This is a genomic window from Vallitalea sediminicola (assembly GCF_054408565.1).
This window is the reverse complement of the sequence record NZ_BTPT01000017.1, coordinates 75,614-94,304: the sequence shown is the minus strand read 5'-3', so window position 1 is coordinate 94,304 and position 18,691 is coordinate 75,614. Positions and strand designations below refer to the sequence as shown.

General features: G+C 30.5%; 17 protein-coding genes and 1 other RNA gene. 13 read left to right on the top strand and 5 right to left on the bottom strand.

Going from position 1 to position 18,691, the window contains the following annotated elements; translation table 11 throughout:
• Nucleotides 1-86 precede the first annotated feature (86 nt).
• The 5 genes from ACX6CF_RS07805 to ACX6CF_RS07785 are packed head-to-tail and all read left to right on the top strand — an operon-like array spanning nucleotide 87 to nucleotide 6,105.
• Nucleotides 87-983, top strand: a complete 897-nt coding sequence (locus ACX6CF_RS07805; protein WP_458784755.1) for a carbohydrate ABC transporter permease — start codon at nucleotides 87-89, stop codon at nucleotides 981-983.
• A gap of 16 nt (nucleotides 984-999) precedes the next feature.
• The gene (locus ACX6CF_RS07800) at nucleotides 1,000-1,827 is read left to right on the top strand and encodes a carbohydrate ABC transporter permease (protein WP_458784754.1); all 828 of its coding nucleotides are present in this window, start codon (nucleotides 1,000-1,002) and stop codon (nucleotides 1,825-1,827) included.
• 18 nt (nucleotides 1,828-1,845) lie between these two features.
• The gene (locus tag ACX6CF_RS07795; RefSeq protein ID WP_458784753.1) at nucleotides 1,846-3,012 is read left to right on the top strand and encodes a glycoside hydrolase family 88 protein; all 1,167 of its coding nucleotides are present in this window, start codon (nucleotides 1,846-1,848) and stop codon (nucleotides 3,010-3,012) included.
• Between the two features lie 32 nt (nucleotides 3,013-3,044).
• Nucleotides 3,045-4,094 carry a glycoside hydrolase family protein gene (locus ACX6CF_RS07790; RefSeq protein ID WP_458784752.1) on the top strand — a complete coding sequence of 350 codons (1,050 nt, stop codon included), beginning with the start codon at nucleotides 3,045-3,047 and terminating at the stop codon, nucleotides 4,092-4,094.
• Between the two features lie 13 nt (nucleotides 4,095-4,107).
• The gene (locus tag ACX6CF_RS07785; RefSeq protein WP_458784751.1) at nucleotides 4,108-6,105 is read left to right on the top strand and encodes an alginate lyase family protein; all 1,998 of its coding nucleotides are present in this window, start codon (nucleotides 4,108-4,110) and stop codon (nucleotides 6,103-6,105) included.
• Nucleotides 6,106-6,231: 126 nt separating this feature from the next.
• Here ACX6CF_RS07785 and ACX6CF_RS07780 read toward each other — a convergent pair whose 3' ends face one another.
• Genes ACX6CF_RS07780 through ACX6CF_RS07770 form a run of 3 tightly spaced genes read right to left on the bottom strand, consistent with a single transcriptional unit; the run spans nucleotide 6,232 to nucleotide 8,243 of the window.
• Nucleotides 6,232-7,092 carry an AraC family transcriptional regulator gene (locus ACX6CF_RS07780; RefSeq protein ID WP_458784750.1) on the bottom strand — a complete coding sequence of 287 codons (861 nt, stop codon included), beginning with the start codon at nucleotides 7,090-7,092 and terminating at the stop codon, nucleotides 6,232-6,234.
• Nucleotides 7,093-7,785 carry an anaerobic ribonucleoside-triphosphate reductase activating protein gene (locus tag ACX6CF_RS07775; protein WP_458784749.1) on the bottom strand — a complete coding sequence of 231 codons (693 nt, stop codon included), beginning with the start codon at nucleotides 7,783-7,785 and terminating at the stop codon, nucleotides 7,093-7,095. It abuts the gene before it with no gap.
• Nucleotides 7,786-7,823: 38 nt separating this feature from the next.
• Complete coding sequence (locus ACX6CF_RS07770; protein ID WP_458784748.1) at nucleotides 7,824-8,243, bottom strand: DivIVA domain-containing protein; 420 nt, start codon at nucleotides 8,241-8,243, stop codon at nucleotides 7,824-7,826.
• 172 nt (nucleotides 8,244-8,415) lie between these two features.
• Between ACX6CF_RS07770 and tadA the strand changes: the two genes are divergently transcribed.
• From tadA to ACX6CF_RS07730, 8 genes are all read left to right on the top strand, one after another.
• Nucleotides 8,416-8,883 carry a tRNA adenosine(34) deaminase TadA gene (tadA, locus tag ACX6CF_RS07765; protein WP_458784747.1) on the top strand — a complete coding sequence of 156 codons (468 nt, stop codon included), beginning with the start codon at nucleotides 8,416-8,418 and terminating at the stop codon, nucleotides 8,881-8,883.
• A 94-nt stretch (nucleotides 8,884-8,977) separates the two neighbouring features.
• Nucleotides 8,978-10,561 (top strand): beta-N-acetylhexosaminidase, encoded by a 1,584-nt coding sequence (locus tag ACX6CF_RS07760; RefSeq protein ID WP_458784746.1) that lies wholly within the window; start codon nucleotides 8,978-8,980, stop codon nucleotides 10,559-10,561.
• Between the two features lie 186 nt (nucleotides 10,562-10,747).
• Nucleotides 10,748-11,009, top strand: an RNA gene (ffs, locus tag ACX6CF_RS07755) — signal recognition particle sRNA large type.
• Nucleotides 11,010-11,317: 308 nt separating this feature from the next.
• Complete coding sequence (gene dnaX / locus ACX6CF_RS07750; RefSeq protein ID WP_458784745.1) at nucleotides 11,318-12,913, top strand: DNA polymerase III subunit gamma/tau; 1,596 nt, start codon at nucleotides 11,318-11,320, stop codon at nucleotides 12,911-12,913.
• Between the two features lie 90 nt (nucleotides 12,914-13,003).
• Nucleotides 13,004-14,071: a nicotinate-nucleotide--dimethylbenzimidazole phosphoribosyltransferase gene (cobT, locus tag ACX6CF_RS07745; RefSeq protein ID WP_458784744.1), complete on the top strand. Its 1,068-nt coding sequence runs from the start codon at nucleotides 13,004-13,006 to the stop codon at nucleotides 14,069-14,071.
• Nucleotides 14,072-14,377: 306 nt separating this feature from the next.
• On the top strand, nucleotides 14,378-14,722 hold the full coding sequence (locus tag ACX6CF_RS07740; protein ID WP_458784743.1) for a YbaB/EbfC family nucleoid-associated protein: 345 nt from the start codon (nucleotides 14,378-14,380) through the stop codon (nucleotides 14,720-14,722).
• Between the two features lie 40 nt (nucleotides 14,723-14,762).
• Nucleotides 14,763-15,362 (top strand): recombination mediator RecR, encoded by a 600-nt coding sequence (gene recR / locus ACX6CF_RS07735; protein WP_458784742.1) that lies wholly within the window; start codon nucleotides 14,763-14,765, stop codon nucleotides 15,360-15,362.
• Nucleotides 15,363-15,543: 181 nt separating this feature from the next.
• Nucleotides 15,544-15,921: a BlaI/MecI/CopY family transcriptional regulator gene (locus ACX6CF_RS07730; protein ID WP_458784741.1), complete on the top strand. Its 378-nt coding sequence runs from the start codon at nucleotides 15,544-15,546 to the stop codon at nucleotides 15,919-15,921.
• Nucleotides 15,922-15,986: 65 nt separating this feature from the next.
• On the opposite strand, the gene ACX6CF_RS07725 is transcribed toward ACX6CF_RS07730, so the two are convergent.
• Together ACX6CF_RS07725 and ACX6CF_RS07720 are read right to left on the bottom strand one after the other, a co-directional pair.
• Nucleotides 15,987-16,574, bottom strand: a complete 588-nt coding sequence (locus ACX6CF_RS07725) for a hypothetical protein (protein WP_458784740.1) — start codon at nucleotides 16,572-16,574, stop codon at nucleotides 15,987-15,989.
• Nucleotides 16,575-16,586: 12 nt separating this feature from the next.
• Complete coding sequence (locus ACX6CF_RS07720) at nucleotides 16,587-18,044, bottom strand: M56 family metallopeptidase (RefSeq protein ID WP_458784739.1); 1,458 nt, start codon at nucleotides 18,042-18,044, stop codon at nucleotides 16,587-16,589.
• Nucleotides 18,045-18,691: the final 647 nt, after the last annotated feature.

Genomic DNA, 18,691 nt, shown 5'->3' with positions numbered 1-18,691 from the left:
CATAAATAAATATTCATTTGTAAAAAGGTATTTTATTAATTAAAGTACCTTTTTATAGGTGATTATGACTTGAAGGAGGCAAATGTATGAAAGCAAAAAAGGGTTTGAGTTTAAATACTAGAAACACCTTTGTGGGTTTATCATTCATATTACCTAATTTTATTGGGTTTTGTATATTTATAATGATTCCTGTGCTTTTTTCTTTTGGATTAAGCTTTATGGAATGGGATGGATTCTCACCATTGAAATTTGTGGGACTTAAAAATTTTATCGATCTTGCAAGTGATTCGACTTTTAAAATATCATTTGTAAATACAATCTATTTTGCATTATTGACTGTACCAACAACAGCAGTAATATCACTTGGATTAGCTGTTTTATTAAATAAAAAAATAAAAGGTTTGAATTTTTTTAGATCTTCAATCTTTTTTCCTTATGTAGCATCTATTGTTGCGGTAGCTGTCGTATGGAATATGTTGTTCCAAAAAGATTTTGGCCCTATAAATGAGTTTTTAAGGTTTATAGGTATCGCTAATCCTCCAGGTTGGACAGCATCGTTAGATTGGGCTATGCCTGCGGTTATTATTGTGAGCATATGGAAAGGTATGGGCTATTATATGATTATATATTTAGCAGCTCTACAAGGTATACCAAACTCACTATATGAAGCTGCAAAGATTGATGGAGCCTCAAGTTGGCAGAGGTTTAGATATATAACACTTCCAATGTTAACACCAGCTACATTTTTCGTAATAATGATGTTAACAATAAATTGTTTTAAAGTATTTGACCTAGTATATATTATGACAGAAGGTGGACCAGGCAGAAGTACCACTTTACTTGTAAATTATATTTATGACAAAGCTTTTTTAGCTTGGGATTATGGCTCAGCTAGTGCAATTTCAATTGTACTATTCATTATGGTAGCTACTATTACTATTATACAATTTAGGGCTGAAAAAAAATGGGTAAGTTATATGTAAGGAAAGGTGTCTGACTATGAATAAAATGAACAAATTTGCTAAAATTATTTTATATGTTGCGATTATTATCATATGTATATTAACACTACTTCCTCTAATATGGATGCTATCAGCATCGTTAAAATTAGATAAAGATGTATTTAGTATACCTATTCAATGGATTCCTAATAATCCTCAATGGAAAAACTATGTAACCATCTGGACTAAGATACCATTTGGATTATTTGTATTGAATACCACAAAATTAACTATAATAATAACAGTGATTCAGTTGTTTACAAGTTCTTTTGCCGCATATGGTTTTTCAAAGTGTGAGTTCAAAGGAAGAAATGTATTATTCTTATTTTATATAGCTACTATAGCTATTCCATGGCAAGTATATATGTTGCCACAATATACAATGATGAATAAATTTGGACTTATTGACACTCATACAAGTATTATTTTGCTACAATCCTTTACTGCATTTGGTGTGTTTTTAATACGTCAATTTTATTTAAGTATTCCAAATGAGCTTTTGGAAGCAGGAAGAATTGATGGAATGAGTGAATATGGAATTTATTTTAGAATTATATTACCTCTTTCAAAACCAGCATTATCTACGTTAACAATATTTAGTTTTGTAGGTGTTTGGAATGACTTCATGGGACCTATGATTTATTTTAATTCTGAATCAAATAAAACCATTCAATTAGGAATAAGGATGTTTATTTCTCAATATTCTGCGGACTATGGGCTTATTATGGCAGCATCTGTAGTATCCCTAATACCCGTTTTTATTATTTTTATCGCTTTCCAAAGATTTTTTGTAGAAGGTGTTGCAGCTTCAGGATTAAAAGGATAGTGAGAAAGGATATATGCTATGATAGATTTATTGGATTATGAAAAAGTTACAGATTGTGAAGTGAAAAAAGCTATAGAAAATGCTATCAATCAAGTAGAAAGTTGTTTGCCAGAATTTACATATAAGTTTAAGGTGGATGCGAGCATAGATAATTTCTATAGACCACAAGATAATATAAGTTGGACATCAGGGTTTTGGACTGGTGAAATATGGCTAGCATTTGAGCATACGAATAATAAAAAATTCAAAAATTCTGCTGAAATTCAAGTTGAGAACTTTCTTGATCGTATTGAAAATAGGATAGACATAGATAATCATGATATGGGTTTCTTATATAGTCTTTCTTGTGTAGCTGCCTATAAACTCACAAAAAGTGAAAATGGTAAAAAAGCAGCACTTCTTGCAGCTAATAATTTAATTTCCAGATATCAACCAGTGGGCGAGTTTATACAAGCGTGGGGAGAACTTGGTGCAGAAGATAATTACCGTTTAATAATTGATTGTCTTTTGAACTTACCATTACTATACTGGTCAACTGAAGTAACCGGAGATAATATATATGCTGATATAGCAAAGAAACATATTAAAACATCTCTGAAGAATATAATGCGTGATGATAAGTCAACTTATCATACATACTTTTTTGATACAAAAACAGGAGAACCAATAAAAGGAGTTACAAGACAAGGGAATAGAGATGGATCTGCTTGGTCAAGAGGACAAGCTTGGGGTATTTATGGTGTAGCACTCAGTTATAAATATACTAAGAACAATGACTATATCATGATTTTCAAGGAAATTGCAAATTATTTTATTGAAAACTTACCAAAAGATTTAGTACCTTATTGGGACTTTGATTTCACAGATGGAAGTGATGAGCCACGTGATAGTTCTGCAGCAGCAATAGCTGTATGTGGCATGCTTGAAATGTCTAAATATCTAAATAAACCTGAAAGAGAATATTATAAAGATGTTGCTTTGAAAATATTAAAATCTCTTATAGACGATTACAGTGTAAAAGATACGAAACTATCAAATGGTCAGCTTTTACATGGTGTATATGCTAGAAAATCACCTAATAATCCTTGTAATAATGTAGGAGTTGATGAATGTAATACTTGGGGAGACTATTTTTATTTTGAAGCACTTACTAGACTTGTAAAAGATTGGGAGCTTTATTGGTAAGATTTTATATAAATATAATGGAGGAATTTTTTATGAATAGGAATGAATGTAATATAGGAGAGCATTTTGAACCCATTCCTCTAAAAGGTGGCTTTTCTATGGATGGCTATTGGGTGTGGTGTGGTTCGGTAATACTCGGAGAAGACGGAAATTATCATATGTTTGCGTCCCGGTGGAAAAAAACACTTCCCATGCATCCAGGTTGGGGTGTTGCCAGTGAAATTGTACGAGCAGTTTCCAAAACACCTGAAGGACCATATATTTTTCAAGAAGTAGTGTTAACCGCTCGTGGGGCAGAGTATTGGGATGGTAGAAGTGTTCACAATCCACATATAACAAAATATAAAGATGAGTATATACTATTTTACATGGGTACAACATATCCTTTTGACGATGTTCATCCTAATGAGAATTTTGATGTGCATAATTATCGATTCATCTCTGCTAGAGCGAATAAAAGGATTGGAATAGCTACATCTAAGAGCGTCGTTGGTCCTTGGGAAAGACTTGATCATCCTATTTTGGATACTCGACCAGATAAATTTGATAATCATCTTGTTTCTAATCCAGCACCTTGCATAAATGAAGACGGTTCTTGTCTTTTGGTCTATAAGGCAAGAAGTTATAAAAAACCACCTTATGATAATGGAGAATTACATGACCTAATGGCTCTAGGCGTTGCTTATGCACCTCACTATAAAGGACCTTATACTCATTTAACAGATAAACCTTTGTTTAATGAAAAGGAGCATAATATCGAAGATCCGTTTATTTGGAAAAATGATAATGGATATAGTTTGATTGCAAAAGATATGTATGGTAATATATGTGGAGAAATTGGAGGAGGGGTTTTTGCTAGTTCAACAGATGGAGTAAACTGGGATTTGAAAATAGGACATAAAGCATTTCCAAGGAATCTTAGATGGGAAGATGGTGTTACTCGTCTCATGGGTAATATGGATAGACCGTTTCTATTATTTGACGGTGATGAAGCAACCCATCTATTTATCGCTACTTCAGATGGCACAGATTCATTTATGAATGCAAAAAACACTTGTAATCTAGCAATATCACTAAAATAGAAGAGGTATTAAAATGTTATCACAGAATATAGAATTAACTAATTATCTAAAGCGAACTAATATTGAATTTAAAAAAATTGCTCACTATTGCTCAGAAAACTACCTAGAAGAAATAAATGAAGTTATTGAAGCGGCTAATAATATCTGTAATCAAAAATTCATATTCAATCTCAACTGGGATATGGAACAAACTCACAAAATCGTGCACTTTGAAAATGAAATAGACTGGGAGTATTATCCTGAAAATGATTCGGAATGGACGTATGCGCTTAATCGTCATAGATACTGGATTTGTTTAGGTCAGGCATATCAATTAACAGGGGATGAGAAATATGCTAAGACATTTACATATCAATTGCAACATTGGATTGATAATGTAAAATTTAATGATAGTACCAAAAACACAACATGGCGATCTATAGAAGCTGGACTTCGTTGTGAATATTGGTTGAAATCTTTTAATTATTTTAAAGATAGTAGATATATTACACCTGATGTCATAACTAAATTTGTAAATAGTTTAAATGAACATGGGAATTATTTATTATCAAAAGATGTACCCTTCAGTAAAATAAGTAACTGGGGAGTATTAGAAAATCATGGGCTTTTTGAAGTTGGTATTGCACTAGGAAATGAAGATTACATCAAAACTGCAAAACAAAGATTAGAAGAAGAGATATCCATTCAAATCATGGATGATGGTGTTCATTGGGAAAAATCACCTATGTACCACAATGAAGTTTTGCATTGTTTTTTAGATGTTATTCATATAGGGAAAGAAAATAATGTGTTTTTTTCAGATAAATTCATAAAAAGAGTTAAGCAGATGGCACTAGTAAATATAATATGGAAAAAACCTAATCATAAAGAATTTATGCAAGGTGACAGTGATGATTTTGACCTTAGAGATATTATTACAATCAGTGGCTATATCTTTAATGATAGTATTTTGAAATTCGCTGGTTATTCTAAGCTTGATTTTAATAGTATATGGGAATTAGGATATGATGCCATAGAAAAATATAATCAAATAGAAGCTAAAGAACTAGATTATACATCTTATTTTCTTGAAAGTAGTGGAAACTATTATCTTCGTTCAAGTTGGGAAGAGGATGGTAACTTGCTGCACTTTTCTTGTGGAAGTGTTGGAGGAGGTCATGGACACTGTGAAAAACTTCATATTGATTTAATTGCTAATGGAGAAGATATCTTAATTGATAGTGGGCGATATACTTATGTTGATAATCCTATTCGACATGAACTTAAGGGAGCTACTGGACATAATACAATAATTGTAGATAATATGGATTTCATGAAAATGACTAATTCATGGGGATTTAGTAAATTGGCTACACCAGTAAAACAACCAGGTTATATCTCTGATAAATATGATTTTATTCAAGGTGCCCATATTGGTTATTTAGAGCAGGGAGTATATGTAAATCGTAAAATAATTTTTATTAAACCAGATATATACATCATTTCAGATGAAATGTATACAAGTGGAGAACACCAATACAATGAATATTTTCACTTTAATAACGAAGGAAAAATTGAAGTGAAGGAAAATTATAATAAGATTTCGTATAAAAGCAAGAAATCAAATGTTTTTATTCAGTTTGTGGACAATATTAACATGGAGAAAATAAGCACTAAAATATCAAAGGTGTATAATAAAATAGAGTCTAACACTACAGTAAAAACTAGTTTTTCGGATAATAATTGTCATAGGACTTTTGTAATTGATATCAATGATGAATCTATCGTGTCAAAAGCCGCTATTCAGAAATTAGATGTTAAATCAGTTGGGGAAATTATAGGACATGATCCTAAAAGTGTAGAAGCAATAAAAATTTCTAAAAATAATAAAGAATATATTGTTTTTATTGCTCATGAGGAAACTTCTTCTAATATTAATTTATTCAAAGCAGAAGAACATAGTTTTTTTGGGAGCGTAGTAGTAATAGAAACAACAGAAGATATTAGTACAAAGACAGTACTTGCTTGGTAAGTTTGAATATAGTAATAAATGGTCTACCAACATGGGTAATAAAGCTATAGTTATCAGATTCCTTTGACAGCTGTAGCTTTAATAATACTTCTATATGAATGACTTCATTATATTATCCCATTTTAGTTATTCTTCTGTATCTTGTGAAATTTTCCTGAATTGAGAAGGATTTATCCCAACAAATTCTTTGAAAGCTTTACTGAAATACAATGCATTCCGAAATCCAACCATAGTTCCTATATCCGATATATTGAGATTGGATTCTGTAAGCATTTTTTTAGCATTTTCCATTCGAATCTTTAATATATATTTTTGTGGAGAATAACCAGAAACTTTTTTGAATTTTCTTATAAAATAATAGGGAGATAGATTACATTTATTAGCCAACTCTTCTATTGTATGTTGATGGTTGTAACTCTCATTCAAATAATTCATAATCTTATGTAATTCAGATTCACCGACATGGGTATTTCCATGACTGCTTTTTTCACATCTAGAGATAGTTGTCAACAACTCAACAAGATATCCGCTACATATTATGATATAAGATTTACTTCTAATCTGAAGTTCTTTTATTATATTTATAAATAGGTTATCAATAATTGGACAATCTTTGACATAATAGATTTTTTCACAAATAAGATTTAATTGCTGTAATACATTAATAACTCCATATCCGGTAAAACTAACCCAAAAAACTTCATGATATATTTTATCTGAATAATATATTTCATGTGATATTTCAGGATCTATAATAATTACTTGACCTTTATTGATTTTATATGGAGTCTGATTAATATTACAGGATAGAACACCTTTTTTAACATATATCAGATAATAATCTTTTCTTCCGTTAAATCTTCTCTGCCAAAAACTAGTATTATAAAACTTATCATTTCCACAACTGTTAACAATGAAATATTGATCATCGGATTTGTAACCTAATGGTTCTTGATTATTCTCGGAATAACCAGAATTACTAATCATCTAATCAACTCCCCGAATAGATACTGATTCAAAATAAGGTTCAACAGAATTTTGAAAGTTTATTAATGTTTTAGTGCTATGTGCATGAAAGCCTTGTTCTATTTGTTTATCACTTTCAACGTATTGTTGGATAAAAAATCGTTTACTACCATTCAACCATTCACCAATACTGATTATATCATCTATGGTATGGAATTCTTTTAAAACGGTAGTCCTGAATTCATAATCGATACCACAGGTTTTTATATATTCGATAGATTCTTCAATATCAGTTATATTGATTTTTCTGTCAACTGTAAGAGCATATTTAGCTTTGCTATTTTTTATATCCATAGCTATGTAATCTATTAAATCATTCTCGTAAGCTGATTTAATAATGCTAGGATTGCTACCATTGGTATCCAGTTTTATCTTTATTGGATGCTTTTTTATCTTTTGTAGAAAACTGATTAAGTCTGGTTGTAATGTTGGCTCTCCGCCACTTATACATATGTTATTAATTATACCGCATCGTTTTTTGATATGATCAAGTATACTCTGCTCAGTTATATTATCTAGGTTCTTATGTGAAGTAACTAAATCCCCATTATGACAATAGGGGCAATTAAAATTACATCCACCAGTAAATATAGTGGATGCAATATGACCAGGATAATCTAATAAAGTTGTTTTTGTAAACCCTTTTATATTCATAAATAAACTCCTAATCTTAAACTAAACCAAAGAGTCAATTACATCTTATTGTTAGTTGCTGCTATTTCATCTTTTGTCGATTTACTTACGTCTAAAGATGAATATATAGAATCTAAACTTGTAAGTAATTTATTGAGTTCGCTTTCGTTAAAGGAAGATTCAAATCTTTTGGTGAACTTAGCATAATCTTCTTCAAATTGATAAATCTTTTCTTTCGATTCTTCAATTTTTTCTTTAATGTGTTCAAGTTTATGTTTGGCATCTTCTTCAATCTGTACTGCTTCATTCCTAGCTTGTTCGACTACATTTTTTGCTGATACTTGTGCTTCAACTAGAGCTCTTGAAATAAATTGTTCTTTATCTTTGTAAGATGCTAATTCTTTTTCTAATAGTTGTATGTATTCTTGTACTTCTTTAGGGTCATAACCTTTTTTTACAGTGTTAAATGAAGTAGACATAATAACCTCCCTAGAATTAACCTTATTTTATGTTAAAATATTATATTAAAATGTTATATTAAATTATTGTTTTAATCGCACTGTTAATTTATAATAATGGTAGCATTATCTAAGGGAAAATGCAAGAAAATGTTTCAATAAATCAGGGTAGATAGGATATGTAGGTGAGCGTGTGCAAAATAGTGAAGATATTAAATATATGAATGTGGCACTTGAACAAGCGAAAAAGGCTTTTGATATAGATGAAGTACCTATAGGAGCTGTAATCGTGAAAGAAGATAAAATAATAGCAAAGGCTTTTAATAGAAGGAATACAGATAAAAATACTTTAGCCCATGCAGAGATACTAGCAATAGATGAAGCATCCAAAGCGGTTGGAGATTGGAGACTGGATGATTGTACAATGTATATTACATTAGAGCCATGTCCAATGTGTGCTGGAGCTATAGTTCAAGCTAGAATACCTAGAGTCGTAATTGCGGCTTATAACAAAAAAGCCGGATGTGCAGGGTCAATTATAAATCTATTGCAAGAAGAAAGATTCAATCATCAAGTTGACATAACTCCAGAAGTTTTGGAAGAGGAAAGTAGTAAACTATTAAAAGATTTTTTTAGACAATTAAGAAAAAAGAACAAATAGCAATAATGAGGCGAAGCCTTTTTGTTATATGACTACTTTTTACATCTAATGTATAAACCTGAATTTATAATAATATAGAAAGAAGGAATTAGAAATGAGTATTAATATTATACCAAAACCTAATCATATTATTTTAAAAGATGGGGTATTCAATCTTGATAAGTCTACTAAGATTAGCTTTGATGACAAGATCAAACCTGTTATAAGATTTCTAGAACAATATTTAAAGGAAGCTACGGAGCTAGAGTTTAATATTACTAATGAATCAGAAGGCAATAATATAATTAAGTTGAATCTCAATGATGATTCAGTACATCTAGGTAAGGAAGGTTATAGGCTTCATATTACCAATAGTAGAGTACAGCTTGATTCTATGACCCTTCAGGGTATGTTTTACGGATTGCAGACTCTTAGACAGATAATGAATGACAATCCTAAGAGATTGCCTTGTGTAGAAATTGAAGATAAACCTAGGTATGAATATAGGGGTTATATGCTTGATGTGTGTAGACATTTTTTTGATAAAAAAGTTGTTAAGAGAATGATTGATCTAGCAGCTCTCCATAAACTGAATATTTTTCATTGGCATTTGACAGAAGACCAAGGATTTAGAATGGAAATAAAAAAATATAAAAAATTAACTAAAATCGGATCTAATAGAAAAGAGACTATAGTAGCTGGTAAATCTGATAATACGCCTCATGGTGGTTATTATACAGCCAGTGATATAAAAGAAATAGTAGAGTATGCAAAAGAAAGGTATATAACAATTATTCCTGAATTTGATATGCCAGGTCATTTCATGGCAGCATTAGCATCTTATCCTAATCTAAGTTGTAGCGGCAAACAATTGGATGTGTGTACAAAATTTGGCGTCATCAAGGATATTGCATGTGTCGGCAAGGAAAGAACCTATGAATTTATATTTGATGTTCTAGAAGAAATGATAGAGCTATTTCCAGGAGAACTAATACATATTGGCGGTGATGAGGTTCCAAAAGAACAATGGAAAGAATGTCCTCACTGTCAAAACAAAATAAAAGAAGAAAATCTAAAGAATGAAGAAGAGATTCAAGGGTATTTTACTAATAGAATAGCTAAATTTCTAAAAGAAAAAAATAAAAGAGCTATAACATGGAATGATTCCCTAAAATCAGGTAATCTAGATGAATCAGTAGTTGTACAACACTGGTTAGATGGAGATAAACATGAAAATACTGTAAAAGCTATTAATGAGAACAGGAAAGTTATTATGTCTGATGTTCATCATGTTTATTTAGATTATCCATATGGACTTACTCCTTTAAAGAAAACATATGAGTTCAGCCCTGTTTTTGAAGGTATACAAAAAGATAAAGAACAAAATATATTAGGGGTAGAAGCACCTCTATGGACAGAATATGTTAAAGATTTGGATAGAATTGATTATCTAACATTTCCTAGATTATGTGCTTTATCAGAGATCGGGTGGACTGAAGAAAAGCTAAAAGATTATAATGATTTTGGTATGAGATTAAAATCTCTTAATGGATTATTAGATAAATTAGGTGTTAAATACGCAACTAAATCTCAAGCAGATATTAAAGGACTAAAAGCTAAAATTGAAGTTTATAAACACGCTAAGCAGGTGGATAATATAATAAGTGTAATACATCAACTTTTCATTAATAAGAAATAATAGACCAAACATAAGATTAAAATTTGATGAATTATATAATATTCCAGTTGACATATTAGTGAAAAACAGATATACTATTCGATACAATATAAAGTATAATAATTGCTTATTTGTTTATACTTATATTATAAAAAGTGAATTATCATATTAGGTTATTTTTGACTAGATATGAATAATATAAAGTTTCCGTGCAGCCGGGGAGTTAGCGGTGCCCTATACCTGCAATCCGCTATAGCAGGGGTGATGCCAATCGGAGGCATTTATTTTGTAAGGCAGCCCTTTAAAAGTGGCGATGATGATTGGGTCTTACGCAACAGGAATCTATGAACTGTGTCAGGTCTGGAAGGAAGCAGCACTAAGTAGAACCTCCTGTGTGCCGTAAGGTTGCCTGATTTGAGCTAACTATAAAGGTAACGCTTATGAATATTTGTCGATGTGCGGTGCACGGATTAATTATGTAATTTATGGGGCTGACTAGTAATTATTAGTGGCCTTTTTTGAATTGGTTTTTCTAGAAATTAAGTATAAGTAAGACAGAAAAGTGTTTTGCACTCAATATAGGTCACAAAAAACTTTTTATCCTGTTAATACAATACTGACTATTTTTATTATAATCTATAAAATTTTAGGAGAATCCTAAATTTGTGTATTTATTTAACAAGTGTGTTTTTTGTGATATAATTTAATATAGTGTGCATGTTAGAAAAAGTTTTTGATGAGAAATAATCTCTTAGATGTATAGAAGGAAGTGTAAGCATGTCATATATAGCTCTTTATAGAAAATGGCGTCCAAAAGGTTTTGAGGGCGTGATGGGACAAGAACATATAGTTAAGACATTGAGCAATCAGATAATGGCAGATAGAATAGCACATGCATATTTATTTTGCGGTACAAGGGGTACTGGTAAGACTTCTACTGCTAAAATATTTGCAAAGGCTGTCAATTGTGAGACACCTGTAGAGGGAAGCCCTTGTAATGAATGTTCAGTTTGTAAAACCATAAATGAGAATCGTAGTATGAATATCATTGAAATAGATGCGGCTTCTAATAATGGTGTAGATAATATTAGAGAGATTAGAGAAGAAGTTAGATATACACCTACAGAAGGTAAGTACAAGGTATATATCATTGATGAGGTTCATATGCTTTCGACAGGAGCATTCAATGCACTTTTAAAAACATTGGAAGAACCTCCGGAACATGTTATATTCATACTGGCAACAACAGAACCTCACAAAATTCCCGCAACGATTCTTTCAAGGTGTCAAAGATATGATTTTAAAAGAATATCCATAAAGACAATATCTGATACACTTAAGTTCTATATGAGCGAGGAACATATTGACATACAAGAAAAAGCAATTAGATATATAGCCAAAGTAGCAGATGGTTCTATGCGTGATGCCCTTAGTATATTAGATCAATGTATAGCTTTCTATCTAGGACAAGAGATTACTATAGAAAAAGTTTTAGAAGTTCTTGGAGCAGTGGATACTAAAATATTTATAGATATGATAGATGCTGTTAATACGAAAGATGCCAAGAAATGTATGGAATTAACAGAAACTGTAATAATGCAGGGAAGAGATATTAATCAATTTATTATGGATTTGATCAATCACTTGAGAAACATATTGGTACTAAAATCAGTAAAAGACGGTATTCAAATACTAGATATGGCTAGGGAAAATATAGAAGACATTAAGAGTCAGGCAGATAGAGTAACAGAGGATGAATTAATATACTATATAAAAGTATTCTCTGAACTAGAAGTCAAAATTAAATATTCATCTAGAAAAAGAATTCTATTAGAAGTTGAACTCATGAAGTTATGTCAACCTTCCATGGATAATTCAGCAATGGGTTTACTAGAGCGTATTAAGGACCTAGAAGAAAAATTGGAAAAAGGTGTCCAAATTGTACAAACACAAAGTGCAGTAACTTCCAAGGAGCCAGAAAAAAAAATGATGCCTAAGATGAAACCTTTATCCAAGGCTGTTCCGGAAGATATTAAAAAGGTCATTGAGAATTGGGATAAATTTGTGGAACATTTCAGTGGTATTGGAAAAGCACTTATAGTTGATGCAAAGCCTACATTTATGGATGATGGGTTATTATACATTGTTTGTAAAGATGATGTAGGTAAGAACTACTTGTCCCAAGAGGAGATTAAGAGTAAAATAAACGGTGAGTTGCAGACTATAGGTGGTAAGCAATTCGATCTTAAGATTATAGATGCAGATGAATATAAGATGTTAAGTGGTGGTAATTCAACAGTTAATACGGATAAAGTAGAAAATAATTATGGGGAAATTGCAGCAAAGGTTAATTTGGATGTTGAAATTTTATAGAAACAATAAATAAATGCTTATGATAAAGAAGGCTATCTCACTTGAAATTTTAACAGTGATCTAGCCTTTTATTAAAGGAGTGGTAGAGTGATGGAATTAAAGAATATAATGGAATCTATTAATACGTTGGATGAAAAAGCTCTCATTGAAGCCCAAATAAGGGTTAATAGCTTGGCAAAACCTTTAGGAAGTTTAGGAAGACTTGAAGACATTGCTGTACAAATAGCAGGTATCACAGGAGAAATAAATAATATAATTAAAAAGAAATGTACAATTGTTATGTCAGCAGATAACGGTATTATTGAAGAAGGTGTGAGTTCAACCCCTCAGAATGTGACAGCTATGCAAACCATAAACATGTTAGATGGATTAACTGGAATCAGTGTGTTGAGTAAACAAGCTGGTGCAAAAATTAGAGTCATTGATATAGGAATAAAAGCAGATTTAGAGCATCCAAGACTCATTAACAAAAAAATAATGTATGGGACACATAATTTTGCAAAAGGTTCGGCAATGAGTAGAGAACAAGCAATTGAAGCTATTAATATTGGTATTGAATCAGTGAAGCAGTTAGTAGATCAAGGCTACAACCTGTTAGGTACGGGGGAAATGGGGATAGGCAATACCAGTACAAGCAGTGCTATTCTCATGACACTTACAGGATGCGATGAGGATATAGCTGTAGGTAAAGGTGGTGGTTTAACCGATGAGGCATTAGAAAATAAAAAAAGAGTTATTCGTAAAGCCATTGACTTTCATAAGCCAAATCCAAATGATCCTATAGATGTATTAACAAAAGTTGGTGGTTTAGATATAGCGGGCCTTGTAGGCTGTTATATTGGAGCAGCATATTACCGTGTACCAATTGTTATAGATGGATTTATATCGGCAGCAGCTGCATTACTTGCCTATACCATGAATCCGGTGATCAAAGATTATATGATTCCTTCACATTACTCGCTAGAACCGGGATACAAATCTATGATGGATACTATGGGATTAGAACCATTTTTACATATGAATATGCGATTGGGAGAGGGGACGGGTTGCCCTTTAATGTTTAATATAATTGAATCAGCTCTTGCTATGATGAATAATATGATAACCTTTGAATCAGCAAAAATAGATACAGATTACTTGGTTGATATACGTGCATAAGTAATTTGTTATGGAATATATTTAGCTTTTTGTGATATAATTTAATAGACGATTATTATTGGATTCAATTTTTATATAAATACAATCCCTTGCGAAAGATGGAGGGGTGTAGTATATTGTCTATGTTGATGATGTTAATAAAAAGTACTTGTCATAAGAGGCTTTTATTAGTAAAATATACAGAGGGTAAGAAATGATTAACGAGAACTATGAAGAAATAACGTCAAAAGGTATCTTTGATGTTAAGATTCTATAAATCAGAATAAGAATTATCAATAATTTATTGAATTTAAGGAGGATTTTACAATGGCAAAAAAAGGCGGTTTTGGAGGCGGAATGCCTAATAATATGAACAATTTAATGAAACAAGCACAAAAGATGCAAAAGAAAATGCAGGATATGCAAGAAGACCTGGATAATCAAGTATTTGAGGCTTCAGCAGGTGGTGGAGCAGTTAAAGTAATAGTAACTGGTAAAAAAGAAGTAACAAAAGTAAGTATTAACCCAGAAGTAGTAGATGAAGACGACGTAGAAATGTTAGAAGATCTAATTCTTGCAGCTGTTAATGAAGCAATGCGTACAGCTGATGAGAAGGTTAACCAGCAGATGTCAAAAGTTACTGGTGGATTAAATATGCCAGGAATGTTTTAGTACCACAGAAGTTATATATAGTTAATAGAAGGATGATATAATGGACTACTTTGGAAATCAAATAGGAAAGTTAATAGAAGAATTATCAAGATTACCTGGTATTGGAGCTAAAACAGCTCAGAGATTAGCTTTTCATATTATAAATATGCCAGCAGAACAAGCAGAAAGATTATCGAGTTCAATAGTTGATGCTAAGAAACATGTAAAATATTGTAGCAAATGTTGTACAATTACAGATTCAGAGTTATGTCCTATTTGTAGCAGTCCAAAAAGAGATGTAGATACTATAATGGTAGTTGAAGATTCTAGGGATATGGCTGCCTATGAAAGAACAAAACAATACAAAGGAGTATATCATATACTTCACGGAGCAATTTCTCCAATGCTTGGGATAGGACCCTCGGAACTTAAGATTAAAGAATTATTGACTAGACTTTCTTCCGATACAATTAAAGAAGTTATTTTAGCTACCAACTCAACAGTTGAGGGAGAAGCTACTGCAATGTATCTAAGTAAATTAATAAAACCCTTAGATGTTAAGGTATCTAGAATTGCTAATGGTGTACCTATTGGTGGAGATCTGGAATACGTTGATGAAATAACTTTATCAAGGGCATTAGAAGGAAGAATAGAGTTATAGAAATATTATATTCATATATTGAAAATCATGGTTAAAAATTATTTTAATTATGGTTTTTATTTTTATTAATGAGAAAGTACTACTTTCTATTTTACATGAAATCGTATATGATGAAGTTAGTTATTTATATAGAAATGGTGTATAATAATATAATATAAATTAATTAGAAGGATGATAGATCATGAAAACAGATAATAGAATATCAGACGCTGAATGGGAAATAATGGAGATTGTATGGGATGGCAAAAAGATAAGAGCATATGATATTATTAAAAAGTTAGAATTAAAAACCACTTGGAGTGATAAGACAGTAAGAACATTGATAAGAAGGTTAGTTGATAAAAATGTATTAGGTGTTGAAAAAGAAAAATTCAATATGTACTATCCTCTATTGTCAAAAGAAGAATGTGTTAAAGAAGCAACTGATAAATTTATCAATAAAGTATACAAAGGTTCGATAGGTCTTTTGGTATCTAATTTTGTGAAGAATAATAAGCTGACACAGAATGATATAGATGTATTGAAAGATTTACTAAATGAAAATGAAACCAAAAAATAAAACCCAGTTGATGAGTTTTATTTTTTAATAAGATTTATAATAATTGATACTTTGTTTTAAATGAATTAACTTTTGATTGAGAGATAATTATGGAAAAAACGAACATCATTACCATTTTTTAAGAAAAACAATGATCCTATATCAGAAATATATTGGATATATATAGAATTGTCTCGCGCTTCTTCTGGAACAAGCAGTCTAGAAGATACTCTATTATCTATACCCACCCATTTCTTTTTAAAAAAAGTTATAGGTTCATTATTGGGATTATCGTCTTCATAGTAGTACATTCTTATAACATATTTATTGTTACACACCCATTCACTTGTGCTTTGCAGTCTTGATTCAAACTCAATATGTACGTTATCTTTATCCTTTAACAAAGGATGGCTACTAGGAATTTTAATAGTAACATAGAAGTTTTTATAATTAGCGTCAGTAAACATCCCTGTAGATATAGTACTTTCAGTTATAATAGCATTATAAGAATCAACTACATAAGGACTAATATCATCAAATAGATTATCAGTTAAAGGTTCATCTAAAGGGTTATCCTCATAATGTATGTAAATATCTTCCACTATAAATATGTAAAATAACATGGCTATGCATAAAAATGATAATACAATAAATATTTTTTTATTTAATCTCATTTCATTCCACCTTTAATATAAAGTTAAACTATAAACTTTTCCTTTATCTGAATCAATTAGTATCATGATGTTACATTTTGTATCTTGATAAAAATATTTAGTGAATGAATTAGAGCTTTCCTTGTTAATTAGTTTCATATCATTTGTTTGGGCTATTTTAATGGCTTTATCAGCAGGCATGCCTTGAATAATACCTTTATATTCAGTAGTTGTAATTTCAAGAGCTTTTCTGGATGTCCCATCTCCATCAGTGCCATCAAACCAGAACTCTACTTTTTCTCCAAGTACATTATAATATAAAACATAGTAGGGAATATTATTGGTCTTCAAAAGGAAGGTATGTACCGGCTTGATACCAAAACTAGTGCGAATATTATGTTCAGATACTCCCAAATAGCCATATACATTATGTTTGTTGTGTGAAAGAGCAGGTCTTGTACTAGTATCTTCATTAAGACCTATCAATGCTATTATTATTATCAAAATAACCGAAAAAATAATAACGGATTTGCTTTTCTTATTATAATTAGTTATCTGTGATATTCTTGCATTAGCTTCTGAACGGTCATTTATAAGCGCTTTGGCAACAATAGTGTTAGTGACTTTCGTTGAAATGGTTAATTCCAAGATTTGTATTAAAGTAAGTCCGTAATTAGTATATTCTTGGCTGCTTAAATATTGTAAGACACTCTCATCACATGCCAATTCACAATCTTTTTTACTTCTAAAAAAGACGTACCATACTAGAGGATTAAACCAATGTAATATACATACCAGCATACCCAATATATTAAATAAAACATCATACCTCTTAATATGAACCAGTTCGTGTAGAAATATATATCTTAATTCTTTATAGTCAAGGTTAGCAATAACATCTTTTGGTATAATAATTTTAGGAAATATTACTCCATAAGTCATTGGTGATGATAAATTAGAAGAAATATATAATCTAATATTTTTAGTAACATTTATCTGTTCACTACATTTATTCATGATATCTAGTATATTTTTATCAGTACATACATTAGAATTTTTGAAAAGTATCAATATATTTATATTGATATAAATAAAAATTGACAAGAAAAATAAAATGCCTATTATCCATATTATTGCAAACAGATGTTTCCAATCTATTGAAAAAGCATTATTTACAAATGAGTTTATGTTGATGTTATTTCCAATAAACTCAAAGCTATCATAAGAGGTACCTAACCTACCCAATATTAAATCATTCATATTAAAACTTAGTCTTTTGACTATTCCCATATTATAAAGTGATAATACATTTTCAAGGGGGCTAGTAGGTATCAGTAATCTAATTATAACTAATGACCATAGGGTATAAACCCATCTAGCAGTAAAATTTCTCCGGAAAAAATGTTGTAACAATAGAATAATCAGAATAAGAACAATGCCTTTAATTGAGGTTATAATACACAAATCAAATAAATAATCCAAGTCCAGCATATTAATCACCAATATATATTTAACTTAAACAGCTATACACTATTTGAATAAATTCAATATATTTTCCTTGATTTTATAAGTTGAATAGAACCAAGTAATTGCTGGCTCTATAGCAATTATTTAATTCAACTTATATATATTATATAAAAAATAAAAAAAGATTCAATAGATTTAGAAGAAATTGTTATAAAAATTTAAGAATAGAGGCGATTAACGAAAGATATCATTTACATTTTTATTAATCTATGATAATATTTAAAATAAATAATGACTACAAAAGTAATCAATGCAATGTGAAATGTATCCTATGATTAAATAGCGCATCAATGCTTTATGAAAGTATTAATCTGCCCACAATGACTACAATTGTAATCATGCAGATGATAACTATCTACATTTAAAATACTCATTTTAATATAAGAAATGCTATTAAGTATAATTCTCTTAATATAAATTCTTATTTTAAAATGTTATTTATATTATTAAGGAGGAAATTCATGAAAAAAACTACTAAGGTAATCAAGAAATCCATATCATTAATCTTATTAACGACGTTACTATTATCACAAAGCGTATCAGTACATGCAGGATTTTGGGATAAAGTAAAGGATACAGTAAAAGATACTGTAGAAGATGCAACAGACTGG